This is a genomic window from Paracoccus sulfuroxidans, from assembly GCF_007830335.1.
Classification (GTDB): Bacteria; Pseudomonadota; Alphaproteobacteria; order Rhodobacterales; family Rhodobacteraceae; genus Paracoccus; species Paracoccus sulfuroxidans.
Map to the genome: position 1 here is coordinate 103,430 of NZ_VLKU01000007.1, position 25,743 is coordinate 129,172.

27 protein-coding genes are annotated in these 25,743 nt (G+C 63.7%); 9 read left to right on the top strand and 18 right to left on the bottom strand.

Annotated features, from left to right (window positions below):
- Position 1: 1 nt before the first annotated feature.
- Positions 2–910, top strand: coding sequence for an L-threonate dehydrogenase (gene ltnD, locus IQ24_RS12115; RefSeq protein ID WP_145398228.1), 909 nt, complete (start codon positions 2–4; stop codon positions 908–910).
- A gap of 50 nt (positions 911–960) precedes the next feature.
- On the opposite strand, the gene IQ24_RS12120 is transcribed toward ltnD, so the two are convergent.
- The 5 genes from IQ24_RS12120 to IQ24_RS12140 form a co-directional block, all read right to left on the bottom strand.
- Positions 961–1,803: an ureidoglycolate lyase gene (locus tag IQ24_RS12120; RefSeq protein WP_145398229.1), complete on the bottom strand. Its 843-nt coding sequence runs from the start codon at positions 1,801–1,803 to the stop codon at positions 961–963.
- Between the two features lie 127 nt (positions 1,804–1,930).
- Positions 1,931–2,596, bottom strand: coding sequence for a GntR family transcriptional regulator (locus tag IQ24_RS12125; RefSeq protein ID WP_145398230.1), 666 nt, complete (start codon positions 2,594–2,596; stop codon positions 1,931–1,933).
- A complete protein-coding gene (locus IQ24_RS12130) occupies positions 2,597–3,529 on the bottom strand; it encodes a 2-hydroxyacid dehydrogenase (protein WP_145398231.1) in 933 nt (310 codons plus the stop codon).
- A gap of 5 nt (positions 3,530–3,534) precedes the next feature.
- A complete protein-coding gene (locus IQ24_RS12135) occupies positions 3,535–4,272 on the bottom strand; it encodes an SDR family oxidoreductase (RefSeq protein WP_145398232.1) in 738 nt (245 codons plus the stop codon).
- Between the two features lie 21 nt (positions 4,273–4,293).
- Positions 4,294–6,075, bottom strand: a complete 1,782-nt coding sequence (locus IQ24_RS12140; RefSeq protein ID WP_145398233.1) for an IlvD/Edd family dehydratase — start codon at positions 6,073–6,075, stop codon at positions 4,294–4,296.
- A 241-nt stretch (positions 6,076–6,316) separates the two neighbouring features.
- Between IQ24_RS12140 and IQ24_RS12145 the strand changes: the two genes are divergently transcribed.
- From IQ24_RS12145 to IQ24_RS12160, 4 genes are read left to right on the top strand one after another with little or no spacing between them, the layout of a single operon-like run.
- Positions 6,317–7,459, top strand: coding sequence for a fumarylacetoacetate hydrolase family protein (locus tag IQ24_RS12145; RefSeq protein ID WP_145398234.1), 1,143 nt, complete (start codon positions 6,317–6,319; stop codon positions 7,457–7,459).
- Positions 7,460–7,517: 58 nt separating this feature from the next.
- The gene (gene denD / locus IQ24_RS12150) at positions 7,518–8,495 is read left to right on the top strand and encodes a D-erythronate dehydrogenase (protein ID WP_145398235.1); all 978 of its coding nucleotides are present in this window, start codon (positions 7,518–7,520) and stop codon (positions 8,493–8,495) included.
- Complete coding sequence (locus IQ24_RS12155) at positions 8,482–9,225, top strand: GntR family transcriptional regulator (RefSeq protein WP_145398236.1); 744 nt, start codon at positions 8,482–8,484, stop codon at positions 9,223–9,225. Before denD ends, IQ24_RS12155 begins: the two co-directional genes overlap by 14 nt.
- Before the next feature lie 24 nt (positions 9,226–9,249).
- Complete coding sequence (locus tag IQ24_RS12160) at positions 9,250–9,984, top strand: SDR family NAD(P)-dependent oxidoreductase (protein ID WP_145398237.1); 735 nt, start codon at positions 9,250–9,252, stop codon at positions 9,982–9,984.
- A gap of 21 nt (positions 9,985–10,005) precedes the next feature.
- On the opposite strand, the gene IQ24_RS12165 is transcribed toward IQ24_RS12160, so the two are convergent.
- Positions 10,006–10,215 (bottom strand): TOBE domain-containing protein, encoded by a 210-nt coding sequence (locus IQ24_RS12165; protein ID WP_145398238.1) that lies wholly within the window; start codon positions 10,213–10,215, stop codon positions 10,006–10,008.
- A 252-nt stretch (positions 10,216–10,467) separates the two neighbouring features.
- Here IQ24_RS12165 and IQ24_RS12170 point away from each other — a divergent pair, with 252 nt between their 5' ends.
- Genes IQ24_RS12170 through IQ24_RS12180 form a run of 3 tightly spaced genes read left to right on the top strand, consistent with a single transcriptional unit; the run spans position 10,468 to position 13,018 of the window.
- Positions 10,468–12,054 (top strand): flavin monoamine oxidase family protein, encoded by a 1,587-nt coding sequence (locus tag IQ24_RS12170; protein WP_145398239.1) that lies wholly within the window; start codon positions 10,468–10,470, stop codon positions 12,052–12,054.
- A gap of 22 nt (positions 12,055–12,076) precedes the next feature.
- A complete protein-coding gene (locus IQ24_RS12175; RefSeq protein WP_145398240.1) occupies positions 12,077–12,472 on the top strand; it encodes a c-type cytochrome in 396 nt (131 codons plus the stop codon).
- A gap of 60 nt (positions 12,473–12,532) precedes the next feature.
- Entirely contained in the window at positions 12,533–13,018 is a 486-nt protein-coding gene (locus tag IQ24_RS12180) for a RidA family protein (protein ID WP_145398241.1), read from the top strand.
- Between the two features lie 75 nt (positions 13,019–13,093).
- Here IQ24_RS12180 and IQ24_RS12185 read toward each other — a convergent pair whose 3' ends face one another.
- The 9 genes from IQ24_RS12185 to IQ24_RS12225 all read right to left on the bottom strand — a co-directional run bounded on the left by IQ24_RS12185 (position 13,094) and on the right by IQ24_RS12225 (position 23,125).
- Positions 13,094–13,489 carry a YbaY family lipoprotein gene (locus IQ24_RS12185; RefSeq protein WP_145398242.1) on the bottom strand — a complete coding sequence of 132 codons (396 nt, stop codon included), beginning with the start codon at positions 13,487–13,489 and terminating at the stop codon, positions 13,094–13,096.
- A 112-nt stretch (positions 13,490–13,601) separates the two neighbouring features.
- The gene (locus IQ24_RS12190; RefSeq protein WP_145398243.1) at positions 13,602–15,023 is read right to left on the bottom strand and encodes an amidase; all 1,422 of its coding nucleotides are present in this window, start codon (positions 15,021–15,023) and stop codon (positions 13,602–13,604) included.
- Between the two features lie 72 nt (positions 15,024–15,095).
- Entirely contained in the window at positions 15,096–16,067 is a 972-nt protein-coding gene (locus IQ24_RS12195) for a cation diffusion facilitator family transporter (RefSeq protein ID WP_145398244.1), read from the bottom strand.
- 81 nt (positions 16,068–16,148) lie between these two features.
- The gene (locus tag IQ24_RS12200) at positions 16,149–17,027 is read right to left on the bottom strand and encodes a carbohydrate ABC transporter permease (protein WP_199756556.1); all 879 of its coding nucleotides are present in this window, start codon (positions 17,025–17,027) and stop codon (positions 16,149–16,151) included.
- Positions 17,027–17,953 (bottom strand): carbohydrate ABC transporter permease, encoded by a 927-nt coding sequence (locus IQ24_RS12205; RefSeq protein WP_145398246.1) that lies wholly within the window; start codon positions 17,951–17,953, stop codon positions 17,027–17,029. Before IQ24_RS12205 ends, IQ24_RS12200 begins: the two co-directional genes overlap by 1 nt.
- A gap of 76 nt (positions 17,954–18,029) precedes the next feature.
- Entirely contained in the window at positions 18,030–19,343 is a 1,314-nt protein-coding gene (locus tag IQ24_RS12210; RefSeq protein ID WP_145398247.1) for an ABC transporter substrate-binding protein, read from the bottom strand.
- A gap of 63 nt (positions 19,344–19,406) precedes the next feature.
- The gene (locus IQ24_RS12215) at positions 19,407–20,459 is read right to left on the bottom strand and encodes an ABC transporter ATP-binding protein (RefSeq protein ID WP_145398248.1); all 1,053 of its coding nucleotides are present in this window, start codon (positions 20,457–20,459) and stop codon (positions 19,407–19,409) included.
- 187 nt (positions 20,460–20,646) lie between these two features.
- The gene (locus tag IQ24_RS12220) at positions 20,647–21,537 is read right to left on the bottom strand and encodes a sugar kinase (RefSeq protein ID WP_145398249.1); all 891 of its coding nucleotides are present in this window, start codon (positions 21,535–21,537) and stop codon (positions 20,647–20,649) included.
- Positions 21,538–21,682: 145 nt separating this feature from the next.
- Positions 21,683–23,125, bottom strand: coding sequence for an aldehyde dehydrogenase family protein (locus tag IQ24_RS12225; RefSeq protein WP_199756567.1), 1,443 nt, complete (start codon positions 23,123–23,125; stop codon positions 21,683–21,685).
- A 166-nt stretch (positions 23,126–23,291) separates the two neighbouring features.
- Here IQ24_RS12225 and IQ24_RS12230 point away from each other — a divergent pair, with 166 nt between their 5' ends.
- A complete protein-coding gene (locus tag IQ24_RS12230; RefSeq protein ID WP_145398251.1) occupies positions 23,292–23,948 on the top strand; it encodes a peroxiredoxin in 657 nt (218 codons plus the stop codon).
- 52 nt (positions 23,949–24,000) lie between these two features.
- Here the strand turns inward: IQ24_RS12230 and IQ24_RS12235 are convergent, their stop codons facing one another.
- From IQ24_RS12235 to IQ24_RS12245, 3 genes are all read right to left on the bottom strand, one after another.
- A complete protein-coding gene (locus IQ24_RS12235; RefSeq protein WP_145398252.1) occupies positions 24,001–24,678 on the bottom strand; it encodes a hypothetical protein in 678 nt (225 codons plus the stop codon).
- A gap of 76 nt (positions 24,679–24,754) precedes the next feature.
- Entirely contained in the window at positions 24,755–25,084 is a 330-nt protein-coding gene (locus IQ24_RS12240) for a DMT family transporter (RefSeq protein WP_199756557.1), read from the bottom strand.
- A gap of 11 nt (positions 25,085–25,095) precedes the next feature.
- Positions 25,096–25,656, bottom strand: coding sequence for a TetR/AcrR family transcriptional regulator (locus tag IQ24_RS12245; protein ID WP_145398254.1), 561 nt, complete (start codon positions 25,654–25,656; stop codon positions 25,096–25,098).
- Positions 25,657–25,743 lie beyond the last annotated feature (87 nt).

Genomic DNA, 25,743 nt, shown 5'->3' on the forward strand with positions numbered 1-25,743 from the left:
CATGGTGGAATTGACGGCAGCCGTGATCGGGCTGGGTTCGATGGGCCTTGGCGCGGCGCTGTCGCTGGCGCGGGCGGGCATTCCCACCCATGGCTTCGACCTGCGCCCGCAGCCGCTGGCCGAACTGACCGCAGCGGGCGGGCATGCGGCTGCCTCGGCTGCCGAGGCAGCGGCGGGCGCGCAGGCGATCTTCGTCTTCGTGGTGAATGCCGCGCAGGCCGAGGCCGTGCTGTTCGGCCCCGAAGGCGCAGTCTCGACCGCCAGGCCGGGCAGCGTTTTCGTGCTGTGCCCGACCCTGCGGCCCGATCAGATGGTCGTGCTGTGTGATCGGCTGGTTGAGGCCGGGATGCTGGCCATCGACGCCCCGGTCTCGGGCGGCGCGCAAAAGGCGCGGGACGGGCAGATCAGCATCATGGCCTCGGGGCCGGATGAGGCCTTCACGCGCATCGCCCCAGCGTTGCAGGCGATTGCGGCGAAGGTATTCCGGCTGGGCGATGCGCCCGGCGCGGGCAGCCGGATGAAGGTCATCAACCAGCTTCTGGCCGGGGTTCATATCGCCAGCATGGCCGAGGCGATGGTGCTGGCCGCCAAATCCGGCATGGATCTGGGCACCGTTCAGGATGTGATCACAGAATGCGCGGGCAGCTCGTGGATGTTTGAAAACCGGGGCCCGCAGGTGGTCTCGGGCGACTACACGCCGTTTTCGGCGGTCGATATCTTCGTCAAGGATCTGGGAATTGTGGCCGAGACCGCCGAGGCGCTGAAAACTCCGGTTCCGCAGGTCGATGCCGCGCTGAAGCTGTTCAATCAGGCCAGCGCCGAGGGGCTGGGCGGGTTGGCCGATGCCGCCGTGGCGAAAGTACTGGCGGCTCAGGCGAAAGTGCGGCTTCCGGGTGACGACAGCGCCTGATTTCGCCGCATCGCAAAGGGGCGCCGGACGCCCCTTTGCCTTCACGATCCTCAGGCGCGGCGGACCTTCTGGGTCTGCTGACCCAGACCGTCGATGCCCAGAGTCATCGTCTCGCCGCCTTTCAGGAAGACCTGCGGCTTCTGCCCCATGCCCACGCCCGGAGGCGTGCCGGTTGTGATCACATCGCCCGGCATCAGCGTCATCAGCTGCGAGCAATAGGCCACCAGCGTCGCCACATCAAAGATCATCGTGCCGGTCGAACCAGTCTGGAAGCGTTTGCCGTCTACATCCAGCCACATCTTCAGGTTCTGGACATCGGCAATCTCGTCCCGGGTCACGACCCAGGGACCGATGGGGCCGAAGGTGTCGAAACCCTTGCCCTTGTCCCAGGTACCGCCGCGCTCGGCCTGCCATTCGCGTTCCGAGACGTCGTTGACCACGCAATAGCCCGCCACATGCTCCAGCGCCTGTTCTTTCGAGACATTGCTGGTGCGCTGGCCGATGACGATGCCCAGCTCGACCTCCCAATCGGTCTTGCTGGAGCCTTTGGGGATGACCACGTCATCATTCGGGCCGACGATGCAGCTGGTCCATTTGTTGAACACAACCGGCTCGGACGGCACGGCCAGACCGCTTTCGGCGGCGTGATCGGCGTAGTTGAGGCCAATGGCGACGAATTTGCGCACATGGCCGACGCAGGCGCCCAGACGGGGCGAACCCTCGACCAAGGGCAGGCTGGTCGGGTCGATCGCCGCCAGCCGTGCCAGCCCCTCGGGCGACAGCGCCTCATCGGCAATATCGGCCACATGGCCCGACAGGTCGCGGATATTGCCGTCGGCATCCAGCATGCCCGGCTTTTCCTGCCCCTCGGGGCCATAGCGCAGCAGTTTCATCGTTTTCCTCCTTGGATGTGGCGTAAATCTTTCGACAGACGGCCCGCGATGCATCCGCTGAACGGTCGCAACGGCCTCCTCCTTGCCCGCGCGTCATGAAGACGGGCGACAGGCCCTGTGGCAATGTTTAATTGCCCCCGCTGTCCTCCGAAGTTTTAAAATGACTTTCAATGTTTTTGTACATCGGGGCGAAATGGGCGTCGATTTCGGCCTTGGTCCGGCGCGGATTGCGCGCCGCCAGCGCCCGATGGATGGCCCCGTGCTGGCGCAGCACCCGCCGCCGGGTCCTGCGGATCCGCGCCGAGAGGTAACGCGCCCGCCATAGCCGGGCCATATAGGCGCGATGCGTCTCGATCAGCGCCTGATTGTGGCTGGCCGCGACGATGGCGGCATGAAACTGCATGTCCAGTTCGAACAGATCGACGGAATCGATGATGTCGCACAGCCGGTCGATTTCATCCTTGAGATGGCCGATGCGGGCAATCTCGGCCTCGGTCGCGGTGGCGCAGGCCAGTTCGCCCGACAAAAGCTCCAGCGCGTGCAGCACCCGGACCTGATCGATGATTTCCTTCAGCGAGGGGTTCGCCACGACCGGGCTGCGCAACGGGCGCAGCTGAACCAGCCCCTCTTGCGCCAGAATGCGGATCGCCTCGCGCATGGGGGTGCGCGAGACGCCGCGCTTCTCGGCATTCTCGCGTTCCTTGATCGTCTCACCCGGCACCAGCGTGCCGCGCAGGATTTCCCGGCGCAGGTCATAGGCGATCGCCTCGGCCATGCTGTCCTCAGTGGCCATTCAGTTGACCGGCGTCAGCAGCGGCTGCCCCGCCAGCAGGGCCGCCAGATTCTGCCGCTGGAGCGCGCCCATCCGCGCCCGCGTCTCGACCGTGGCCGAGCCGATATGCGGCAACAGCAGCACATTCGGCAGCGTCAGAAAGCGCGGGTCAATCTTCGGCTCATTGCGGAAGACGTCCAGCGCCGCGCCACGGATCTGCCCGTTCTGAAGGGCCGCGATCAGCGCCTCTTCGTCGATCACCGACCCGCGCGAGATGTTGACGATGACCCCATCCGCCCCCAGTGCAGCGATCACTTCCGCCGAAACGAAACCCAGCGTCTCGGCCCCGCCGACGACCGAGACGACCAGATCATCGACCGCCGCCGCCAGCGCAACCGGATCGGCGTGATAGGTCCAGCCTGCAGGCGTCTCCTTGCGGCTGCGCGACTGGTAATGGATCTGGCATTTGAAAGCGGCAAGTCGGTCCGCGATCTCACGCCCGATACGGCCCATGCCCAGAATGCCGACCTTGCGCCCCGACATCTTGCGCGCCAGAGGATAGGCCCCTTCGGCGGGCCAGTTGCCGTCCCGCAGCCAGCGCTCGGCCGGGGCCATCTCGCGCTGCCGGGAAATCAGCATGGCCACGGCCAGATCGGCCACATCGTCGTTCAGGACATCAGGCGTATTGGTGACCTTGATGCCCCGCGCATCCGCATCGGCAATGCTGATCGCGTCATAGCCCACGCCGAAATTCGCGATCAGGCGCAGGTTCGGCAGAAGGTCCATCGCCGCACCGCCCAAAGGCTCACCGCCCTTGAACGCCAAAGCGACGCAATCGTCGCGCGCGGCCTCTGCAAGCTGCGTCAGCGAGGCCAGAGGCGTCACGCCGAACTCATCCCGAAACGCGGCCACATCCGTCGGCGCGTAGTTTCCGACCACCAGAATCTTGCTCATCCGGCTTACCCGCGCCCGATATAGGGCATGTTGGTCGCCATGACGGTCAGCCACTGGATATTCGCGCCCTCGGGCATCGAGGCCATATGCATCACCGCATCGGCCACGTTCTGAACGTCCATCACCGCCTCGACCTTGACCGAACCATCGGCCTGCGGCACGCCCTTGGTCATCGCCTCGGCCATATTGGTCAGGGCATTGCCGACGTCGACCTGCCCGCAGGCGATGTTGAAGGGCCGCCCGTCCAGCGACAGACAGCGCGTCAGCCCCGTCACTGCGTGTTTCGACATGGTGTAGGGGGTCGAGCCCGGACGCGGCACATCCGCCGAAACCGAGCCATTGTTGATGATCCGCCCGCCCATCGGGCTTTGCGTGCGCATCTGCCGGAACGCCGCGCGGGCGCAAAGGAACATGCCCGAGATGTTCACATTCGCGACGTTGTGCCATTCCTCGACGCTGATCTCATCAATCAGCTTTGACAGCAGAACCGCGCCTGCGTTGTTGAAAAGCACGTCCAGCCGCCCCCAGGCCGCGACGGCGTCCGCAAAGGCGCGGTCGACCTGCGCCGGGTCGGTCACGTCGCAGGGCAGGATCAGCGCATTGGCATGGCCGTTCGCGGTCTCTTCAAGCGGTTCGGTGCGGCGGCCGATCAGGCCGACGTTCCAGCCTGCGTCCAGAAAGCGCCGCGCGGTGGCGCGGCCGATGCCGCTGCCGGCGCCGGTGATCAGGATGTTCTGTGCCATGGATGTCCCCTTTTCTCCGGCCTAGTGATTGTCGCGCGGCAAGGTCTCGCGGACCTTCTGATAGGCCGTCGCCAGTTCCAGACAGCCGCCCTGCGCCAGTTGCCCGACGTTCTGGCGATAGATTTCCTCCCAAGGCGTCTGGTTTTCCAGCACCGGAGGCACCCATGCCTCCTTCCGGGCCTGCCATTCGGCGGGCTCGACCAGCGCGTCCATGCGGCCCGCGTTCAGGTCCAGCCGCACTCGGTCGCCGGTCTGCAGATAGGCCAGACCGCCACCCACCACCGATTCCGGGCTGGCGTTCAGGATCGACGGGCTTTCCGAGGTGCCCGACTGCCGACCGTCACCCACCGTGGGCAGGTGGTCGATGCCCTGCCTCAGGACCGCATCCGGGGGCTGCATGTTCACCACCTCGGCGCTGCCCGGATAGCCCACGCAACCCACGTTGCGGATGAAGAGGATGCAGTTTTCGTCGATGCCCAATGCGGCGTCATTGATCCGGTCGTGATAATCCTCGGGGCCCTCGAAGACGATGGCGCGGGCCTCATGCACACCCTCTTGCCCGGGACGCGACAGGAAGCGCTGATAGAAATCCTTCGAGATCACGCTGGTCTTCATCAGCGCCGAATCGAACAGATTGCCGCTTAGCACGATGAACCCGGCCTTTTCGCGCAGCGGGTCGTCATAGGGGCGGATGACCTGATGGTCCTGACTGGCCTGCCCCTCAAGGTTTTCGCCCATGGTCCGCCCGGTCACGGTCATCGCGCCCTCATGCAGACGCCCGGCCTTTTTCAACTCGGCCATGATGGCGGGGACGCCGCCCGCGCGGAAGAAGCTTTCGCCCAGAAATTCGCCCGCAGGCTGCATGTTCAGAAGCAGCGGAACGTCATAGCCGACCTTCTGCCAGTCGGTCACGTCCAGCTCGACCCCGGCATGGCGGGCGATGGCCTGCAGATGCGGCGGCGCATTCGTCGACCCGCCAATGGCCGAGTTCACGATGATCGCATTCTCGAAGGCCTCGCGCGTCAGGATGTCCGAGGGCTTCAGATCGTCCAGCACCATCTGCACGATGCGCTTGCCGGTCTCATAGGCCATGTTCATCCGCTCGCGGAAGGGCGCGGGAATGGCCGAGCAGCCGGTCAGCGACATGCCCAGCGCCTCGGCCATGGCGTTCATCGTGCTGGCGGTGCCCATGGTGTTGCAATGGCCCAGGCTGGGGGCGCTGGCGCAGACGCGCGACATGAACTCCTCATAGTCGATCTTGCCTTCGGACAGCAGCCTGCGGCTTTCCCAGACCACCGTGCCCGAGCCCGCGCGCTTGCCCTGCCACCAGCCGTCCAGCATCGGGCCGCCGTTCAGCGTGATCGCCGGAATGTCCATCGTCGCCGCGCCCATCAGCATCGCGGGCGTGGTCTTGTCGCAGCCGGTCGTCAGCACGACCCCGTCCAGAGGATAGCCGTGCAGCACCTCGACCAGCCCCAGATAGGCCAGGTTCCGGTCCAGCGCCGCCGTCGGCCGCTTGCCGGTTTCCTGAATGGGATGCACCGGGAATTCCATCGGAATGCCGCCGCCATCGCGAATGCCCGCCTTGATCCGGTCCATCAGGAATACGTGGATCTTGTTGCAAGGCGCCAGATCGCTGCCGGTCTGGGCGATGCCGATGATCGGACGCTCGGACTGCAATTCCTCGCGGGTGAACTGCTGGTTCAGGTAGCGCTCGATATAAAGCGCGGTCATGCCCGGATTGTTGGGGTTGTCGAACCACTCTTGCGAGCGGAAACGCCTGTTCGCGCGGGTATTGCCCATCTGGCACTCCATGCTGGCGACACCGGGAAGGGTGCGGCTGGTTTGGTATACCAGATTGGACCCAGCCTGCGCAGGGTTGCAAGCGAAAATGCCGTTGTGGCTTGCCATCGAGGGTGAAAATAATGGTATACCGTTTTTTGCCGGAATCTTTGCAGGCGTTGCCGAATGATGCAGCCATATTCGCGAATACGAGCGGTTTCTAAAGCATGCTTCGGGCAATTCTGCTGACAGGGGACGCTCCATGACCACCACCTTCCTGCTGCCCAAGGACGGGATTTTTCTGGGCCGGATCTGGCGTCCCGGCATCGGCCCCGCCGTCGTCACCCTGCGCGGGGGCGAGGTCTATGACATCACCTGCCTTGAGGCGCCGACCGTCAGCGCGCTTTTGGAACATGACGACCCCGCCGGGCTGATCGCCGCGCAACCCGGCGTGCCGCTGGGCCCGCTTGACGCGTTTCTGACGGCCACGGATGACGCCGATGCGCTGCGCCTGCTGGCCCCTTGCGATCTGCAGGCCGTCAAGGCCAGCGGCGTGACCTTCGCCGCCTCGATGGTCGAGCGGGTGATCGAGGAACAGGCCGCAGGCGACCCCGACAAGGCCGAAGCGATCCGCGCCCGCATCGGCAGCACCATCGGCGCCAGCCTGCGCGGCATCATTCCCGGCTCAGATCAGGCGGCGACGGTCAAGGACCTGCTGCTGGCCGAGGGGCTGTGGTCGCAATACCTTGAAGTCGGGATCGGCCCGGACGCCGAAATCTTCACCAAATGCCAGCCGATGGCGGCGGTGGGCTGGGGCGCGCGCGTCGGGCTGCACCCGATCAGCCGCTGGAACAACCCCGAGCCGGAAATCGTGCTGGCCGTCGACAGCCAGGGCCGGATCCGGGGCGCGACGCTGGGCAATGACGTGAACCTGCGCGATGTCGAGGGACGCTCGGCCCTGCTGCTGGGCAAGGCCAAGGACAACAATGCCTCCTGCGCGATCGGGCCGTTCATCCGGCTGTTCGATCAGAATTACAGTCTTGATGACGTGCGCCGCGCCGAGTTGACGCTGCATGTTCAGGGGCCCGAGGGGTTTGAGATGAACGGCGCGTCCTCGATGGCGCAGATCAGCCGCGACCCGGCCGATCTGGTGGCGCAGCTGATGGGGCCGCATCACCAATACCCCGACGGGGCCATGCTGTTTCTGGGCACGCTGTTCGCGCCGACGCAGGATCGCGGCGCGCCGGGTCAGGGCTTCACCCATGTCCTCGGCGATATGGTCACCATTGCCGAGCCGATGCTGGGCAGCCTGAGCAATCAGGTGGCGCTTTCGACCGAATGCCCCGCATGGCGCTTTGGCGCGGGCGCGTTGATGCGCAATCTGGCGGGCCGGGGATTGCTGTAATCTCTGGACCCGCCTTCCAGACAATGCATACATTGATTCAACAGTCTTGGAGGAGACAATGAAGGTTCTGGTTATCGGCGCCGCCGGCATGGTCGGTCGCATCCTGTCCGAACATCTGCTGCACACGGCCGAACTGGGCGGCAAGCCGGTCACGCAACTGACGGCCTTCGACGTTGTCCCGGCGGAACTCACGTCGGAAAACGGCGTCGCGCTGCAGATCAAGGCAGGTGATATCGCTGACCGTGACACGGTGGACGGCCTGATTGCCGACAAGCCGGACCTGATTTTCCATCTGGCCGCCATCGTCTCGGGCGAGGCCGAGGCGGATTTCGACAAGGGCTACCGCATCAATCTGGACGGCACGCGCCACCTGTTCGAAGCGATCCGTGCGCAGGGCAGCGGCTATCACCCGCGCGTAGTGTATACGTCATCCGTCGCCGTCTTCGGCGCCCCCTTCGAGGACAAGATCACCGATACTTTCATCACCGCGCCGATGACCAGCTATGGTACGCAGAAGATGATCGGAGAGCTTCTGCTGAACGATTACAGCCGCAAGGGCATCTTCGACGGCATCGGCATCCGCCTGCCAACGATCACCGTGCGGCCGGGCAAGCCCAACAAGGCGGCGTCGGGCTTCTTCTCGGGGATCATCCGTGAGCCGCTGGCCGGGCAAGAGGCGATCCTGCCGGTCGAGGATGACGTGCGCCACTGGTTCGCCAGCCCCGCAGCAGCGCTTGGCTTCCTGCTGCATGCGGCGACGATGGACACCGCCCCTCTGGGCGCGCGGCGCTGCCTGAACATGCCGGGCCTGTCGCTGACCATTGCCGAGGTGCTGGAAACGCTGCGCAAGGTCGCGGGCGATGAGGTGGTGGCCCGCGTCAAACGCGTGCCCGACCCGACCATTCGCCAGATCGTGGCGGGCTGGCCGCGCGATTTCGCGCCGGATCGCGCGATCTCGGTGGGTTTCACGGCGGACACTGATTTCGAAAGCATCATCCGGGCGCATATTCGCGACAGCGAAGATGTCAAAGGCTGACGACAGCCTGCATCGACGCCCGGATCTGCGCGCGGCGCGGCCGGTGCCCAGCTTGCAGGGCATCACCGAGATGGCCGCGCGCGACCGAGCGTATCACGACCTGCGCTATCGCATCCTGATGGGGCGGCTTGCCCCCGGCACGACGCTGCTGGAGACCGAGCTTGCGGGCCTTCTGAACCTCTCGCGCACCCCCGTGCGCGAGGCGGTCATCAAGCTGGCCGAGGAAGGGCTGGTCGAGGTCCGCCCCCGTCACGGCGTCACGGTAAAGCCGCTGACGGTCAAGGATGTGGCTGATATTCTTGACATCTTCTCGGCGCTGGAAGTGCGCGCGGTCGAGCTGGTCGCGCGCATCGGCCTGCCCGCGACCGAGTGGCGCCAGCTGGAACGTCTGGCCTCTGACATGGAGCGTGAAACGGCTCGCGGCGATATCGCCGCATGGTCCGAACTCGACGACGAATTCCACGCCCATATCGTCGCGCTATGCGGCAATGACCGCCTGCAAGAGGCGCTTGGTGCCTGCTGGGGACAGCAATATCGCGCGCGGCTGTGCATCGTGCCGCTGCGGCCTTCCCCGGTGCAGTCGGATCTGGAACATCGCGGCATTCTTGAGGCGCTGAAGCTGGGCGACAGCGCACTGGCGCGTCTGCGCCACCAGCAGCATCGCGACCGCGCCGATGCCCAGCAGCTTCACCTGCTGAAATCGCATCTGGGAACGAACGGAATGGCCTGAACCAAAGCCGCAAAGGGGGGACGCATGAACCAGATCGACCTGAACGGACGCCGCGCCGTCATCACCGGGGGCGCGCAGGGCATTGGGCTTGCCATCGCCCGCCGCTTTCTGGCCAGCGGGGCCAGCGTGATCCTGTGGGACCGCAACGCCGCCCTGCTGCATGAAGCGCTGGCCGAACTGGGTGAGGGTGCTATCGGCGAGGTCATCGAACTGGGCGATGATGAGGCGATTGCGGCCGCCGCCCGGAACGCGAGTCAGGTCGATATTCTGGTCAACAATGCCGGGATCACCGGCGGCAACGCCAAGACATGGGAACTGGACCCCGAAACATGGCGCGAGGTCATGGCGGTGAACCTGAACGCGCCTTTCGTGATCTGCCGCGCGCTGATCCCCGGCATGCTGGAGCGCGGCTATGGGCGCATCGTGAATGTCGCCTCGATTGCCGGGAAAGAGGGCAATCCGAATGCGGCGCATTACTCGGCCTCGAAAGCGGGGCTAATCGCGCTGACGAAATCGCTGGGGAAAGAGCTGGCGGGCACCGGCGTCATCGTGAACGCCATCACCCCGGCCGCCGCCCGCACGCCGATCTTTGACCAGATGAGCCAGCAGCACATCGACTATATGCTGTCGAAAATCCCGCTGAACCGCTTTCTGGAAACCGATGAGGTCGCGTCGCTGGTGGCGTGGCTGGCCTCGGCGGAATGTTCATTCTCGACCGGGGCGGTGTTTGACATCTCGGGTGGCCGCGCGACCTATTAAGGGGCCGCGCGGAAGCCGGGATCAGTCGTTGACGCCGACCATGACGTCGGAGGCCTTGATGACCGCATAGGCGTCCTTGCCAACGGCCAGGCCCAGTTCCTCGGCAGCGGCATTGGTGATCGACGAGGTGACCGTGTTGCCGCCGATGTCGATGCGGACATGGGTGGTGACGGCGCCCTTGGTCAGTTCGACCACTTTACCGGCCAGGACGTTGCGTGCGCTGAGTTTCATGGGGCGATCTCCTTGTTCCAGGACCCGGTTTTCCGGCATTTGCCCGCGTTTGCCAAGGCAGCGCCGGATCGCTGGGCACATACCAACGTCGGAACCCAGCCATTCGATCCGCGTTGATCTGCGGGTCCCTGCCGCCTCCTCAGGGTCTTGAATGTCAAGCAGATATTCGGGCTTGCCATCAGCCCTTCAGCGGGTCCAGAGAGGAGTTGCGACAATTTGTCTTAGACTTTTGTCCTATATGGAGAAACGCCAATGTCAGAAAACGTGCAAGGAATGACGCGGCGCAACCTGCTTGCAATGGTGGGTTTTGCAGCGGGTGCCTCAGCTATGTATTCCGCGATGGCCGGCATGGGTTACGCCGGCACGTCCGATTATACCGGTCCGATCAAACTTGAGGGTGACCCCAAGGGGACGACCGTTCTTGTTCTGGGTGCCGGTCTGGCAGGAATGACCGCCGCCTATGAACTTACCAAGGCGGGCTACAAAGTCCAGATTCTGGAATATCGCGAAAAGGCAGGCGGCCGTTGCTGGACCCTGCGTGGCGGCGATGTGTACACCGAACTGGGCGACTTCAAGCAGGAAGTGAAATTCGCCGAGGGCAACTATCTGAACCCCGGCCCCTGGCGCATTCCGTCGGACCACTATGCAGTGCTGGATTACTGCAAGCGCTTTGGCGTCAAGCTGGAGCCGTTCATCCAGATCAACTACAACGCCTATGTCCACAACACCGAGGCGTTTGGCGGCAAGCCGCAGCGCTTCAAGGAAATCCAGTCGGATTACCGTGGCCAGATTGCCGAGCTGCTGGCGAAGGCCGTCGACCAGAAGAAACTGGACGAGCTGGTTACCGAAGAGGACGCAGCGCTGCTGATCGAGTCGCTGAAGAAATACGGCGTGCTGGACGACAAGCTTGAATATGTGAAATCGGGCGCCACCTCGCTTTATCGCGGCTGGGCCGTGGATCCGGGTGGCGGCACGCAAAGCGCGGGCGAGCCTTCGGAAATCATCTCGCTGGCAGACATCCTGAAGGGCCGTCTGTGGAACGACCTGATCACCGGTGAATCGATCGACCACCAGGCGGCCATCTTCCAGCCCGTCGGCGGCATGGACATGATCGCCCAGGCGTTCGAGAAAGAGGTCAAGGACCTGATCACCTACAACGCCAAGGTCACCAAGATCGAAGGCGGCGAAGATGGTGTGACGGCGACCTGGGTCGATTCGAACGGTGGCACCGAGGAAAAGACCGCCAAGGCGGATTACTGCATCTGCACGATCCCCTTCTCGGTTCTGGGCCAGATCGAGCACAACTTCGGCTCGGAAATGAGCGCGGCGATCGACGACGTCTATTACGCCAGCTCGATCAAAGTCGGGCTCGAGTTCAAGCGTCGGTTCTGGGAACAGGACGAGCATATCTATGGCGGTATCTCGTACACCAACACCCCGATCACGCTGATCTCCTACCCGTCGACGAACTTCTTCAGCGACGGTCCGGGCGTTCTGCTGTCGGGCTATTCCTGGGGTGCGGCCTCGTATCAGTTCAACGCCATCCCGGCGGAACAGCGGATCGAGAAAGCGCTGGAATACGGCTCGCAGATCCACCCGCAGATGCGCGACGAGTTCTCGAACGGCGTCGCAGTGGCGTGGCACCGGGTTCCGTGGACGCTGGGCTGCTATGGCGAGTGGCGCGATATGGACGCCAACTATGCCAACGCCTGCAAGATGGACCAGCGCACGCTGATGGCGGGCGAACACATCTCGCACCTGCCGGCATGGCAGGAAGGCGCGATCCTGTCCGCACTGGACGCGATCAAGCGTCTGCATCAGCACGTCATCGGCGCGTAAGCCAGAGTTGAGGGAAAAAGCCATGAAACGTCAAATCTCACTGGCCGTTTTCGCAGCAGCCCTTGCCGCATCGGCCTCTGGCGCGTTCGCACAGGACTTCGTTGTCAGCGGCTCGACCAAGAACCTGCCGCAGACTGAGGGCGATGCGATCTATCACGCCGTCTGCTCGGGCTGTCACATGCCCGAGGGCGAGGGCGCGGTGGGCGCAGGCCATTATCCGGCGCTGGCAGGGGATGCGTTCCTTGAATCGCCCGATGCGGTCATCGCCTGGGTCTTGCACGGCTATAAAGCCATGCCCCCGCTGGGTGGCATCATGGATGATGCGCAAGTTGCCGCAGTTGTGAATTACGTTCGCCACAATCTTGGCAATAACTTTGAAGGCGAGACCACTGCGGAAGACGTGGCGGCTGCTCGCTGACATTCGGGACGGGCCCTGCGGGGCCCGTTCCATTTCCAGACATTGCAAGGATTTCAGAACATGAAAAAAGCTTTCGCGCTCGCTCTTGCCCTTGGTGCCCTGCCGATGGTGGCCCAGGCCGAAGACGTCATTCGCCACAAGACGCCCGGTTCGGATTTCCCGATCGCCCGCGCCGTCGAGATCCCTGCGGGAAAAACCACCGTCTATCTGAGCGGCATGGTCCCTTCGGTCGCCGATGAAAGCGCCGATCCCAAGACCCCGGCTGCATGGGGCGACACCAAGACGCAGACCGTCAGCGTTCTGAACACCATCGACGCCACCCTGAAGGACCTGGGCCTGACCATGGGCGACGTCGTCAAGATGCAGGTCTTCCTGGTCGCGCCGGAAGGCGCTCCGGCCGATTTCTCGGGCTTCATGGAAGGCTATACGCAGTTCTTCGGCACCGAGGCGCAGCCGAACCTGCCCTCGCGCTCGGCGATGATCGTCGACGCGCTGGTCAACCCGAACTGGCTGGTCGAGATCGAAGTCACCGCCGTCCGTCCCTGAGGGACCCCGCGACTGGTGAAACCAAAAATCCCCGGCAGTGCCGGGGATTTTCATTTCAGACCGCGTTGCAGCGGATCAGTTCACGCGCTGCAGCATCAGGTCGGTCATGTTCTGACCACCTTGCAGCACGCGGTACTGCGTGGTCGTGGTGAACATCAGTTCCCCCTGATCGGTGATCCGCGCCTGCAGGGCATAGGTGTGATTGTCGATGATCTTCGACGGGTCATAGGTCAGCTCGAACGGGACCGGCACCTGCCCTTCCGGCTTGAAGCGGGTCTCGGCGATCATGGTCGAGGGCGCATCGGCCAGCGAGACGTCCACAAGCTTGACCTCGACCTCGGCCTCGGGCGGTAGCGCCATCCGCTCGCGATAGCCGACGGTGCCGGTCAGGGTCTCGGCCGCGGGGACTTTTTCTTCGCAGGCAGCCACGGTCAGGGCGATGACACTGGCGGCGATCAGACGGTAAAACATCAGCAATTCCAATTCGGTTCAAAGTCTTGGCGGGTCCGCCCTGCATCGCAGGCGGGCATCCTCAAGGCAACGCCATGAGGCGCCGATTGTTGCCCCCGGCACGGCATTGTGTTCAGCCGGGCATCGCGGGCCGCTTCTGCGGCCACAGCGTCGCGCGGTGATAGGCCTCGGCAATCTGCAGGATGCCCGCATCGCCGCCATGCCGCCCGATGATCTGCATGCCCATCGGCAGGCCGCTTGGCCCGAAGCCCACCGGCACGTTCATCGAACACAGCCCGATCAGCGAGACCGGCACGACCACCTCCATCCAGCGGTGATAGGTGTCCATCGCGCGCCCGTTGATCGATTTCGGCCAGCGCCAATCGGACGGGAAGGGCCAGACCTGCGCGGTGGGCATCACCCAGGCGTCATATTGGTCGAACAGCCGATGCGCCTTGGCGTACCATTTCGAGCGTGTCAGCGACGCCTGATAGACCTCGGCAGCCGCCAGATTCTCGCCCTGCGCGATCTCCCATTGGGTCTCGGGCTTCAACTGCTCGCGCCGCGCGGGGTCGTCCCAGATCGCCTTCTTGCTGCCATGGTTCATCATGGCGCGCAGGGTGATCCAGGAATCCCACAGCTTTTCAGCGGGATAGGGGGCCGAGACCGCCTCGACCTCGGCGCCCAGATCGGACAGGACCTTCAGCCCGCCCTCGCAGGCCTCCAGAATGCCCGGCTCACAGGGATAGACCCCGTCCCAATTCCCAAGCCAGGCGATCCGCTTGCCCTTCAGAGTGTCCGGCGCGGCGGTGGTCGAGGCCAGATAGTCCTGCCCCGGCATGCCGAAGGGCGTTTCCGGATTCGGCCCCACCATCGCGGTCAGCAGCCGTGCGACATCCTGCACGGTGCGCGCCATCGGACCATCGGTCGCCATGGTGGACATGAAGGTCTCGAAGCCCGCATCGACCGGCACCAGACCCCAGCTGGGACGATAGCCATAGACGTTGCAATAGGCGGCAGGATTGCGCAGCGACCCCATCATGTCCGAGCCATCGGCCACCGGCATCATATGCGCGGCTAGCGCCGCTGCCGCCCCTCCGGATGAGCCACCTGCCCCACGCGTCAGGTCATAGGGGTTCAGGGTCGTGCCATGCACCGGGTTGAAGCTGTGGCTGCCATGACCCCATTCGGGGGTGTTGGTCTTGCCGATGACGATGACGCCCGCCTGCTTCAGCCGCCGGACCAGCAGGTCATCCTGCGCCGGAATGTGATCGGCAAAAAGCGGAGAGCCCCAGGTCGTCCGAATTCCCTTGGTCTGTTGCAGATCCTTGATCGCCAGCGGCAGGCCGAACAGCAGCCCCTCGGCCGGTTGTTCATCCAGCGCCTTCGCCTGCGCCATCAGCGCATCGCGATCCTGCAGGGCGACGATGGCGTTGATCTGGCCATTCACCGCGTCGATGCGGTCAAGGCAATCCGACATGATCTCGGACGGTTTGATCTGGCGGCTTTGCAGCAGGTCGGCCAGCTCACCGGCAGATTTGTCGTTCAGGCCCATCGTCATCCCCCTTGTCGCGACCGGTTTCGGCGCAGTTTTCTGGATCGGGCGGGCAAAGACCAGCCCTTGCGTTCACTCTGCCGCCTCGCGGGTCGACAGGCTGCAGACCATCATCTCATCGCTCCAGTCCAGCGCGACGGTGCTGTGCTCGATCTGGAAACGCTGCTGCAGCGAGGCCGAGATGCGCAGGCCCAGATCCTCGATCCGGGCGCTGGCCGAGGGGCCGACATGCAGCGTCGCCAGCACGCGCCGGTCGGTGATCTGCCAGACATGGATATGGCCGACGCGCCGGACCTCATCCGCGAATTCCTCGCGCACATGCTGGCCGATCTGGTCGGGGCGGACATGTTCGGGCGCGCCCTCCAGCAGGATGTTCAGCGAGCGTTTGGCCAGAAACCACGCGCTGCGCAGGATCAGGATGGCGACCAGCAGCGACAGGATCGGGTCGACCAGCGTCCAGCCGGTCAGCCAGATGATCAGCGCAGCGACAATCGCCCCCACCGAGCCCAGCAGGTCGCCCAGCACATGCAGCGTTGCGCCCTGAATATTGACGTGATCGGTGTCGCCGCGGTTCAGGATCCACAGGACCAGCAGGTTGACCAGAAGCCCCGTCACGGCAATCACCAGCATCGGCCCGGCCAGGATCTGCGGCGGCTGGGTCAGGCGATGCCAGGCCTCATAGGCGATCCACAAGACGATGGCGAACAGCGTCAGCGCATTGACGAAGGCCGCGACGACCTCCAGCCGCAGATAGCCGAATGAGCGGCGCTGGTCGGCCGCGCGCCTGCCGAAGCGAAAGGCCAGATAGGACAGCGCCAGCGCCCCGGCATCGGTCAGCATATGCCCCGCATCCGCCAGAAGCGCCAAGGAGCCCGACAGATAGCCGCCAATCGCCTCGACCAGCATGAAGGAAAAGGTGATGGCGAAGGCCAGCAGCACCTTGCGCTCATTCCGGGTCGTCACCTGCGGCACATGCGAGTGGTCGTGCCCCTCATCATGGTCATGCCCGTGCGAATGACCCTGCGAATGGTCGTGATCGTGCATTCTTCGTCCCCGCTGGCGGCGATGCGTGACCCCATAAGAATCCCGCATCGCGCCCGGTGCAAGGCCCCGCAGCCGGGTTTCCTATTCCTTGACCGCCCCGGTCATCGAGGACACGTAATAGTCCACGAAGAAGGAATAGAGGATCACCACCGGCAGAGATCCCAGCAAGGCCCCGCTCATCAATGCGCCCCATTCATAGACGTCGCCGCGCACAAGCTCGGTCAGGACGCCGACCGGGATGGTCTTGTTTTCGGACGAGGAAATGAAGGTCAGCGCATAGATGAATTCGTTCCAGCTGAGCGTGAAGGCAAAGATCCCCGCCGAGATCAGCCCCGGCACCGCCAGCGGCAGCACAACCTTGGTCAGGATCTGCCAGCGCGAGGCCCCGTCGACCAGCGCGGATTCCTCGAGCTCGTAGGGGATCGAGCGGAAATAGCCCATCAGCAGCCAGGTGCAGAACGGGATCAGGAAGGTCGGATAGGTCAGGATCAACGCCAGTTTGCTGTCGAAAATCCCTACCTGAAACACGATGAAGGCAAGGGGGATGAACAGGATTGAGGGCGGCACCAGATAGGCCAGAAAGATCAGAAGCCCGGTGACGCGCGCGCCGCGAAAGCGCAGCCGCTCGATCGCATAGGCCGCGAAGACCGAGGCAAACAGCGATATGAAGGTCGAACAGACGGCGACCACCATCGTGTTCCACAGCCAGCCGGGATAGCTGGTCTCGAACAAAAGGTACTTCATATGCGCCAGCGTCGGCCCCACGACCCAGAAGGGGCTGTGGTTGGCGTAATCGGTCAGCTGGTTGTTGGGCTTCACCGCCGTGATCGCCATCCAGTAGAACGGGAACAGCAGCACGAAGACAAAGCAGGCCAGCGGCAGCCAGACGACAAAGAAGCGCCGGGTGCGGCTTTCGAATTGCTCAAGCCCCTGCAGGTCGTCGGTGGTGGTCTTGGCCATCAGTCTGCCCCCTGCTGCCATTTGCGGCGCTGCAGGCCGAAGAAGCTGAAAAGGATCGCCGCCAGAAGGAAGGGGATCATGGCGACCGCGATGGCCGCCCCCTCGCCCAGCTGGCCGCCCGGGATGGCGCGCTGGAAGCTGAGCGTCGCCATCAGATGCGTCGCGTTCACCGGACCGCCGCGCGTCAGCACATAGATCAGCTGGAAATCGGTGAAGGTGAACAGGACCGAGAAGGTCATCACCACCGCGATGATCGGCGTCAGCAGCGGCAGCGTGACCTTGGTGAAGCGCTGCCAGGGCGTCGCGCCGTCGATGGCCGCGGCCTCGTTCAGCGATTGCGGGATGGTCTGCAGCCCCGCCAGAAGCGAGATCGCGACAAAGGGAATGCCTCGCCAGACGTTCGCCGCGATCACCGACCAGCGTGCGGTCCAGGGATCGCCCAGAAAGTTGATCGGCTGGCTGATGAGGCCCCATTTCATCAACAGCCAGCTGATGATCGAGAACTGGCTGTCAAAGATCCACCAGAAGGCCAGCGCCGACAACACCGTCGGGACGACCCAAGGAAGCAGGATGATGGCGCGGAAGAAGTTCTTGGCGGGCAGGTGCCGGTTCAGCAGCAGCGCCAGCCACAACCCCAGCCCGAATTTCAGGACCGAGGCGATGGTCGTGTAAAACAGCGTGTTGAACACCGACAGCCAGAAGACGGGGTCGTCATTCAGCCACTGATAATTCTCCAGCCCGATGAATTCGCCCGGACGACCGATGCGCGTGTCGGTGAAGCCCAGCCAGACCCCCAGACCCAACGGATAGGTCAGGAAACACAGCAGAAAGACGGCTGCGGGCAGCATGAACAGAAAGCCAAGTCCGTTCCGGCTTTCCGCGATGCGGCGCCACAGACTGGGGCGAGAGGCGGGCTGGTCGGGCATGGGTCCTCGTCTCGTCGTCGGTTCCGTCAGAGGTGAGGGGCGCGGGCTTCGCCAAAGGAAACCCGCGCCCTTCGGATCAGCGGTAATAGCGGGCGATGCGCCGCTCGGCATTGGCGATGGCCTCATCGGGCGAGCGCTGGCCAGTCACGGCTTCGGCGAACATGTCGACCAGCACGTAATCCGCCATCACCCCGGCAGACGCCGGCCCCAGGGGCCCGGCATAGCCGTTTTCCCGCAGCGAGGCCGAGGCCTTCGAATAGGGCGTGTGGATCGGGTTCGAGGTCCAGACCGGGTTGTTCTCGAAACCCTTCAGCGCCTGACAGCAATAGGCGCTGGCGCCTTGCAACCAGGCGTTCATGTGATCGGCCTGATACATCCACTCCAGATAGGCCTTGGCGGCATTCGGGAATTTGCAGTGGTTGAAGATCGAGATGGTCGAGGTCTGGTGCAGCTCGACCGACTTGCCGATCGGGCCGATGGGCAGGTTCTGGGTGCGGATATCCTCGCCCAGCGCCTTGGTCGCCTCATCCTTCATCGCCGAGTAATACAGCGACACGCCGTTTGCGGTCAGCGAGATGTCACCGGCCAGAAAGGCGCGGTTGTTGTTGATGTCCAGCCAGCTTTCCGTGCCGGGAATAAAGACCGCGTAAAGGGCGCGGGCATATTCGATGGCGGCGCGGGTCTCAGGACTGTTGATCGCGGGCTCTCCGGCCTCGTTCACGGTCATGCCGCCGTGGCTCCACAGCAGCCAGTGCACGAAGTTGTTGCCATCGCCCACGGCCTTGCCGAAGGGGAAACCGGCAGGCGTGCCCTTTTCCTTCAACGCGGTGCAAAGCTTCAGGAAACCGTCGGTGTCGGTCGGGAATTCCTCGAACCCTGCGGCCTTCATATGGCTGTCGCGATAGCAGATGGCGTTGCCGATGGCGCAAAGCGGGGTCGAGATGAACTTGCCGTCCTGTTCCCCGTAAGCCCGCAGACCGTCGTACCAGCCACCGTTCTTTTCACCCAGCATGGTGCAAAGATCGGTCACGTCGACCAGCTTGTCGGGATATTGGAAGGGGTCGTCGAACCAGCTCATCACCATATCGGGGCCCGAGCCCACATTGGCGGCGACCGCCGCTTTCGGGCGCACGTCCTCCCAGCTTTCCTGGTCGATCTTGACGTCGACGCCGGTCGCATCGGTGAAGGCCTTGGTGTTGGCGTTCCAGGCCTCTTCCTCACCCTGAACGAAGGGCACCCAGCGCAGCAGGCGCAGGCTGGCGCCCTCCTCGGGGGTGAAAGTCATGCCTGCGGCCTGCGCCGAGGCGCGACGCGCAAAGGCAGGCATCAACATCGTGCCCGCCGCCAGCGCGGCCGATCCCTGCAACAATTTCCTGCGGTCGATGGTCATTGCATTCTCCTCCCAGAGCAATGTGGCCTTTCCCGGCCTTCAGCCCCGCATTGAGGTGCGGGGTCAGTTCGACAGACGCACGCCGCTTTCGGCGTCGAAAAGATGCACAGCCGCCGCGTCGATGGCGACATTGACGATTTCGCCGGGCCCGGCGGTCAGACGTTCGCGGAAGACGCAGGTGACCTGCGTGCCGCCCAGCTGGCCCACGACATGGGTTTCCGCGCCCGTGGGCTCGGTCACGAGGATGGTCAGGGGAATGTCGCCGCCCAGCGTGATCGCCTCGGGGCGGGCACCATAGATCAGCTTGCCCGAACCTGCATGCGCGCCCGGCGGTAGCGGCAGGCGCTGCCCGCCCTCGCTGACGAAGGCACCGCCCTCGATCCGGCCCGCGATCATGTTCATCGCCGGGCTGCCGATGAAGCCTGCGACGAACAGGTTGGCCGGGCGGTCGTAAAGCTCCAGCGGAGCGCCGATCTGCTCGACCCGACCGTCATGCATCACGACGATCTTGTCGGCCATGGTCATCGCCTCGATCTGGTCATGGGTGACATAGACGGTCGTCGTCTGCAGCCGGTGGTGCAGGTTCTTGATCTCGGTCCGCATGGTGACGCGCAGCTTGGCGTCAAGGTTCGACAGCGGCTCGTCGAACAGGAACACCTGCGGGTCACGCACGATGGCCCGGCCCATGGCGACGCGCTGGCGCTGGCCGCCCGACAGCTGGCGCGGATAGCGGTCCAGCAGATGCGCCAGCCCCAGAATCTCCGCCGCCGGGGTCACCTTCTGCTCGATCTCGTGACGCGAGACGCCCTTGAGCTTCAGCGAGAAGCCCATGTTCTCGGCCACGGTCAGATGCGGGTAAAGCGCGTAGTTCTGGAACACCATCGCAATGTCGCGTTCCTTGGGCGGCAGGTCGTTGACCACCTTGTCGCCGATCAGGATCTGCCCTGCGGTGATGTGCTCAAGCCCCGCCAGCATCCGCAGAAGCGTCGACTTGCCACAGCCCGACGGTCCAACCAGAACGACGAACTCCCCCTCGTCGATGTCGACCGAAACGCCGTGCATGACCTCGACCGCGCCGTAGGATTTCCGGACGTCCCGGATGGTCACCGAGGCCATGCATTCCCTCCTCCCAAAGGTATCCATTACATGCAAGGCTGGCAAAATTGGACTGTTGGATCAAGTGTTTTGTTCGCAATAGCTAAATCAGGCCAGATCCGAAGGCCGCTTCACAATGTATACACAGATTTTTGGACGCAGTTTGGCAGGCGTCGAAAGGCCGGAATGTCGGGGAAATCCGCGCCGGTCAGAGCTGCTGAAGCGGGATCAGCGCGCCCTGATGCATGATGACGCGAGAGGCCATGCGATGCCCCGCCTGCGCAGCCTCGGGCACGTCCAGCCCCTGCATCCGCGCGGCCAGATAGGCGCCGTTGAAACTGTCCCCGGCGCCGGTCGTATCGACGGGCTGAAGGCGCGCGCCGAAGGTCAGCTCCTGCTCATCCCCCTTCGCGTCCAGCGCCAGCATCGCCTCGCCGCCGTTCTTCACCAGCACCTCGGCCACGCCCGCCTCGTGATAGCGCCGCGCGGTGTCCTGGACCGAGGCGTCGTCGAAATACTGCGCCTCGTCATCGAAGCTGGGCAGCGCGATATCGGCCACCGCCGCGCCGCGCTGGATCCATTCGCACATCTCGGCCTGCGAGGACCAGAGCCGCGGGCGCATGTTCGAATCGAAGGCCACCAGGCCGGGCGCATTCGCCAGCGCCTCCAGCAACACGGCGCGGCGGTTCGGCGTCAGGATCGCGAGCGTAATGCCCGAGAAATAGATCAGATCCGCCTCAGCAAAGCTGGCCTCCAGATGCTCGGGGTCGGCGGCCAAGGCGCGTGCGGCGGACCGCTCGCGCCAATAGGTGAAGCTGCGTTCGCCGTTCTGCAGGTTGATCATGTAAAGCCCCGGCACGCGGGTCGGATGGCGGGTGATGGCCTTAGTGCCGATGCCCGCGCCCTGCATGAAGCGCAGCATATCCTCGGACACCGGGTCGCGGCCCAGACAGGTCAGATAGTCGATCTGGCCCTTGGGCAGGCTGGCGCGCAGATACCAGGCGGTGTTGAACGTGTCCCCGGCAAACGCCTCGCGCCACAGCCCTTCGCTGGCACGCGACAGTTCGACCATGCATTCCCCGACTGATACGATCCGCATGGGCCACCTCTTGTGAGTTTGCGGAACCCGTCACCGTCTGGCCACCGATCCGGGAATCAGCCTGACGCCTCTCCTGCCGGTTGTGAAGGCGCGCATGAAAAAGCCGCCGAATTTCTCCGGCGGCCTGAGGCTTTTCGGCAGTGGATCAGCTGTCGACGGACCAGCCGCTGATCGCCTTGCTGTCCATGAACTCTTCGATGCCCATGATGCCGCCTTCGCGCGCACGACCCGAGGCCTTGACGCCCCCGAATGCCGCGCCACGGCCACGGCCTTCGCCGTTCATCTCGACCATGCCTGCGCGCAGCTGGCGGGCCAGACGGTTGCGACGCGCGCCGTCCTGCGTCTGGACATAGTTGGTCAGGCCATAGATCGTGTCATTGGCGATCTCGACGGCCTCTTCCTCGCTATCGAAGGGGATGATCGACAGGACCGGGCCAAAGATTTCCTGCTTGGCGATGGTCATGTCATTGTTCACATCGGCAAAGACGGTCGGGCGGACGAAATAGCCGCGATTGACGCCCTCGGGCAGGCCGGTGCCGCCTGCGACCAGACGCGCGCCCTCGTCGATGCCCTTCTGGATCAGCTCCTGGATCTTGTCCCACTGCAGCTTGCTGACCACCGGACCGATGTGACGGCCCGACTGCTCGGCAAGACCGACCTGAGTCGATTCCGCGACGCGCTTGGCGGTCTCGACCGCCTGATCATAGAACGAGCGTTCGACCAGCATCCGGGTCGGGGCGTTGCAGGACTGGCCCGTGTTGTGGAAGACGTGGCGCGTGCCACGCTCGACCGCTTTCGGATCGGCATCGGCGAAGACAAGGTTCGCGCCCTTGCCGCCCAGCTCCAGCACGACCTTCTTGACCGTGTCGGCCGCTGCCTTGGTGATCGCAATGCCCGCCCGGGTCGATCCGGTGAAGCTGATCATGTCGACATCGGGATGCACGGAAAGCTGCGTGCCGACGCCCACACCATCGCCGTTCACCATGTTGTAGACGCCTGCGGGCAGACCGGCTTCGTCGATGATCTCGGTCCAGACGATCGAGGACAGCGGCGCGATCTCGGACGGTTTCAGCACGACCGTATCACCGGCCAGCAGCGCCGGGATCACCTTCAGCGTCACCTGGTTCATCGGCCAGTTCCAGGGCGTGATCAGGCCGACGACACCCACCGGCTCCCACGAGATCATCGTGGTCGGGGCGTGCGGGCCCAGCGGCCGAACAAATTCGAAATCGCGGAAGTTGTCGATGAAGGTCTTGATATGGCTGGCACCAACGCCGGTCTGATCCGACAGCGCCATATCCGAAGGCGCGCCCATTTCGCTGGAGATGGCCTTCGCCATATCCGGTGCGCGGCGCTGATAGACCTCAAGGATTTTCTCGACATGTTTCAGCCGCTCTTCCGGCGGGGTCGCGGCCCAGGCCGGGAAGGCGGCCTTGGCAGCAGCAACCGCCGCATCGGTATCGGCCTGATCGCCAATCGAGATCACCGCAATCACTTCCTCGGTCGAGGGGTCGATCACGTCGAAATCGTTCGGCTTCTTCGGGTCCACCCATTTACCATTGATGTAGAATTTACGCTTATCTGCCAGTTCGGTCATCGCAGGCCTCCAAACCCATTTGTGGCCATAACCTGACATCGCAGGCCCTGCCATTCAAGAGCAGCACTAATCACCCAAATAACGATAGATCAAATCGAGTTGGCAAATCCGAATTGCTGCACTATCTTCTTGGCGACAGCAACTGAAAGGACGCGGCATGTCCCTGCGTATCAACGATATCGCCCCCGATTTCACCGCCAATTCCACCGAAGGTGAGATCCGGTTCCACGATTGGATCGGCGACAATTATGCGATCATCTTTTCGCATCCCCGGGACTTCACGCCCGTCTGCACCACGGAATTCGGCGTTGTGGCGCAGCTTGTGCCCGAGTTCGAGAAGCGCAACACCAAGGTGCTGGGCGTCTCGGTCGACAGCGTCGAGGACCACGGCAAGTGGAAGCATGACATCGAATCAGTTGCTGGTGTTCCCGCCAATTTCGCCATCATCGACGACACCGAGCTGAACGTCGCGAAGGCCTATGACATGCTTCCGGCCGAATTCTATCTGCCGACTGAGGGCCGCACGCCTGCGCATTCGGCCACCGTGCGGACCGTGTTCATCATCGGCCCGGACAAGAAGGTCCGGCTGACCATGACCTATCCGATGTCAGTCGGCCGCAACTTCGCCGAGATCCTGCGCGCGCTGGACGCGGTGCAAAAGACCGACGGCGTGCCGCTGGCGACCCCCGCAAACTGGGTCCCCGGTCAGGACGTGATCGTCGCGCTGGCACTGGACGACGCGGCAGCCGAGGCGAAATACGGCACGCTGAACAAGAAGCTGCCCTACCTGCGCTTCGCCAAAGACCCGAAGTAAGATCGATCCCACGGGCACCGTGCAATCGGTGCCCGTTTTCATTCCGGTGCGTTCAGAAATCCTCGGCCAGCGTGCTGCGGATGACCTTGGCCAGCGCCTCGCTGTCGCGGTGGTTCAAGTCAAAGACGACCACGGACATCGTGCCCTCGTCATCCTCGGTGACGCTCAGCGTGATGAAGCGCTTGCCAGAGGGCAGGCTGTTGCCGAACTCCAGCATATTCGCATGGGCTGACAGCTTTTCCGCCTCGGCCTCATAGAAATAATAGGTCAGCTCGGTTTCGGTCAGGCCCACTTGCTCGATTTCTGTGAACCGGGCGATGGCGGCTTCATAGCCATTGGCCTTCAGCATGCTGACGAAATCAAACATTCCGGCCTTGGTCTCGATCCCGACCAGAGCGTAGCTGCCGTCCGAGAATGTCGTCACCGCATTGTTGAAAAGGTTCAGGCCCTCGGACGCGAACACGACGCGGGACGAAAATCCCTTGTCGAAGATAACCGCAACCTCTCCCGCACTGTCTTGAAAGGTCTGATCGGGAAGGCAGAGCGCCTGAATGCCGTTCTCGGTGCAGTCGTAATACCCTTCGCGCGCGGCCATGCGTTTGTAGGTGTCACCGGCGGGAATATCCTTGAACAGCCGGATCTCGGCCGCAGCAGGCGCAAGCTGCAAGGCGATCAGCAGGCCCGCACAGGCCAAAAGCCTGCAGGCGGAATGGTAAATATTTGATCTCATGCCGGATTTCGTCAGATGTCCAAGCCTGACGATGGCCAGACGCGGCCATCAAGGCAAGCGCAAACCCCAATCGTGCTTAATGCCCGACGCTTTTCGAGAAAATGTTGATGATCGCCACGCCCGCGATGATCAGCCCCAGCCCCAGCAGCGCAGGCGTATCCAGCCGCTGCCCCAGCAAGAAATAACCCACGGCCGAGATCAGCACGATGCCCAGCCCGCTCCAGATGGCATAGGCGATGCCCATGGGCAGGTAGCGCAGCGCATGGGACAGGAAATAGAAGGCGAGCAGATAGAACAGCGCCATCAGCGCCGTCGGCACCAGCCGGGTGAACTGCTCGGACCTTTGCAGATAGGTCGTGCCGATGACTTCGGCCACAATCGCGACCACCAGGGTGACATAGGTCATGACCATGCCATTCATCGCGATGTCTCCCTTCGTGTTGCGTCGATCAGGTGATTGAAAAGCGCCAGGCGTTCCGCGCCGACCAGCTCGAGCGGCTTGCCGTTCCACAGGTCCCACAGCCAGACGCCATCCGCGGCCAGCCGCACGACCGTCAGATCCGAGCCCGCGTCCGTCAGCCGGTGCTGCTCCAACCGGGCCGAGATCCAGTCGCCCCATTGCTGACCCGCCCCCTGCTCGGCCATCAAGGTAATCGAGACCGGGGCCGTCGCCTCGCTGAGCGCAAAGATCGCGGCGACATAGGCGCGGGTGAAGCAGCCACGGTCGCTGTCCGTCAGCAGGGCGGTGTCGATGATCTCATCAAAGGCGGACAGCTGATGCGCGATCACCGCCTGAATCAGGTCATCCTTGCTGGCGAAATGGTGAAACAGCCCGCCCTTCGTCACGCCAGCGGCCTGCGCCACGGCCTGAATGGTCACCGCCTGAATCCCCTGCTCGACCGCAATCGCGGCGGCCGCCTGCAACAGCCGCTCTCGCAGGGCTTCGGGGTTACGTTTGCGGACCGCATCACTTGTCATGATTTTACATACCGGACGGTTGGTATTGTGTCGAGAGGTAATGAAAAACCGGCCCCTGCATGGCAAGGGCCGGTTCCGGAGCTTAGA

Excerpts from the sequence above, each read along its gene's own strand:
- IQ24_RS12125 (WP_145398230.1), bottom strand. The coding sequence starts at position 2,596 with ATGGCCACTGAGGACAGCATGGCCGAGGCGATCGCCTATGACCTGCGC.
- IQ24_RS12185 (WP_145398242.1), bottom strand. The coding sequence starts at position 13,489 with ATGTTTTACCGTCTGATCGCCGCCAGTGTCATCGCCCTGACCGTGGCT.
- IQ24_RS12145 (WP_145398234.1), top strand. The coding sequence starts at position 6,317 with ATGACCACCACCTTCCTGCTGCCCAAGGACGGGATTTTTCTGGGCCGG.
- IQ24_RS12235 (WP_145398252.1), bottom strand. The coding sequence starts at position 24,678 with ATGAGATCAAATATTTACCATTCCGCCTGCAGGCTTTTGGCCTGTGCG.
- IQ24_RS12245 (WP_145398254.1), bottom strand. The coding sequence starts at position 25,656 with ATGACAAGTGATGCGGTCCGCAAACGTAACCCCGAAGCCCTGCGAGAG.
- IQ24_RS12140 (WP_145398233.1), bottom strand. The coding sequence starts at position 6,075 with ATGGGCAATACCCGCGCGAACAGGCGTTTCCGCTCGCAAGAGTGGTTC.
- IQ24_RS12215 (WP_145398248.1), bottom strand. The coding sequence starts at position 20,459 with ATGGCCTCGGTGACCATCCGGGACGTCCGGAAATCCTACGGCGCGGTC.
- IQ24_RS12130 (WP_145398231.1), bottom strand. The coding sequence starts at position 3,529 with ATGAGCAAGATTCTGGTGGTCGGAAACTACGCGCCGACGGATGTGGCC.
- IQ24_RS12170 (WP_145398239.1), top strand. The coding sequence starts at position 10,468 with ATGTCAGAAAACGTGCAAGGAATGACGCGGCGCAACCTGCTTGCAATG.
- IQ24_RS12205 (WP_145398246.1), bottom strand. The coding sequence starts at position 17,953 with ATGCCCGACCAGCCCGCCTCTCGCCCCAGTCTGTGGCGCCGCATCGCG.
- IQ24_RS12190 (WP_145398243.1), bottom strand. The coding sequence starts at position 15,023 with ATGGGCCTGAACGACAAATCTGCCGGTGAGCTGGCCGACCTGCTGCAA.
- IQ24_RS12240 (WP_199756557.1), bottom strand. The coding sequence starts at position 25,084 with ATGACCTATGTCACCCTGGTGGTCGCGATTGTGGCCGAAGTCATCGGC.
- IQ24_RS12180 (WP_145398241.1), top strand. The coding sequence starts at position 12,533 with ATGAAAAAAGCTTTCGCGCTCGCTCTTGCCCTTGGTGCCCTGCCGATG.
- IQ24_RS12230 (WP_145398251.1), top strand. The coding sequence starts at position 23,292 with ATGTCCCTGCGTATCAACGATATCGCCCCCGATTTCACCGCCAATTCC.
- IQ24_RS12200 (WP_199756556.1), bottom strand. The coding sequence starts at position 17,027 with ATGGCCAAGACCACCACCGACGACCTGCAGGGGCTTGAGCAATTCGAA.
- IQ24_RS12165 (WP_145398238.1), bottom strand. The coding sequence starts at position 10,215 with ATGAAACTCAGCGCACGCAACGTCCTGGCCGGTAAAGTGGTCGAACTG.
- ltnD (WP_145398228.1), top strand. The coding sequence starts at position 2 with ATGGTGGAATTGACGGCAGCCGTGATCGGGCTGGGTTCGATGGGCCTT.
- IQ24_RS12220 (WP_145398249.1), bottom strand. The coding sequence starts at position 21,537 with ATGCGGATCGTATCAGTCGGGGAATGCATGGTCGAACTGTCGCGTGCC.
- IQ24_RS12120 (WP_145398229.1), bottom strand. The coding sequence starts at position 1,803 with ATGAAACTGCTGCGCTATGGCCCCGAGGGGCAGGAAAAGCCGGGCATG.
- IQ24_RS12195 (WP_145398244.1), bottom strand. The coding sequence starts at position 16,067 with ATGCACGATCACGACCATTCGCAGGGTCATTCGCACGGGCATGACCAT.
- IQ24_RS12210 (WP_145398247.1), bottom strand. The coding sequence starts at position 19,343 with ATGACCATCGACCGCAGGAAATTGTTGCAGGGATCGGCCGCGCTGGCG.
- IQ24_RS12160 (WP_145398237.1), top strand. The coding sequence starts at position 9,250 with ATGAACCAGATCGACCTGAACGGACGCCGCGCCGTCATCACCGGGGGC.
- IQ24_RS12155 (WP_145398236.1), top strand. The coding sequence starts at position 8,482 with ATGTCAAAGGCTGACGACAGCCTGCATCGACGCCCGGATCTGCGCGCG.
- IQ24_RS12175 (WP_145398240.1), top strand. The coding sequence starts at position 12,077 with ATGAAACGTCAAATCTCACTGGCCGTTTTCGCAGCAGCCCTTGCCGCA.
- IQ24_RS12135 (WP_145398232.1), bottom strand. The coding sequence starts at position 4,272 with ATGGCACAGAACATCCTGATCACCGGCGCCGGCAGCGGCATCGGCCGC.
- denD (WP_145398235.1), top strand. The coding sequence starts at position 7,518 with ATGAAGGTTCTGGTTATCGGCGCCGCCGGCATGGTCGGTCGCATCCTG.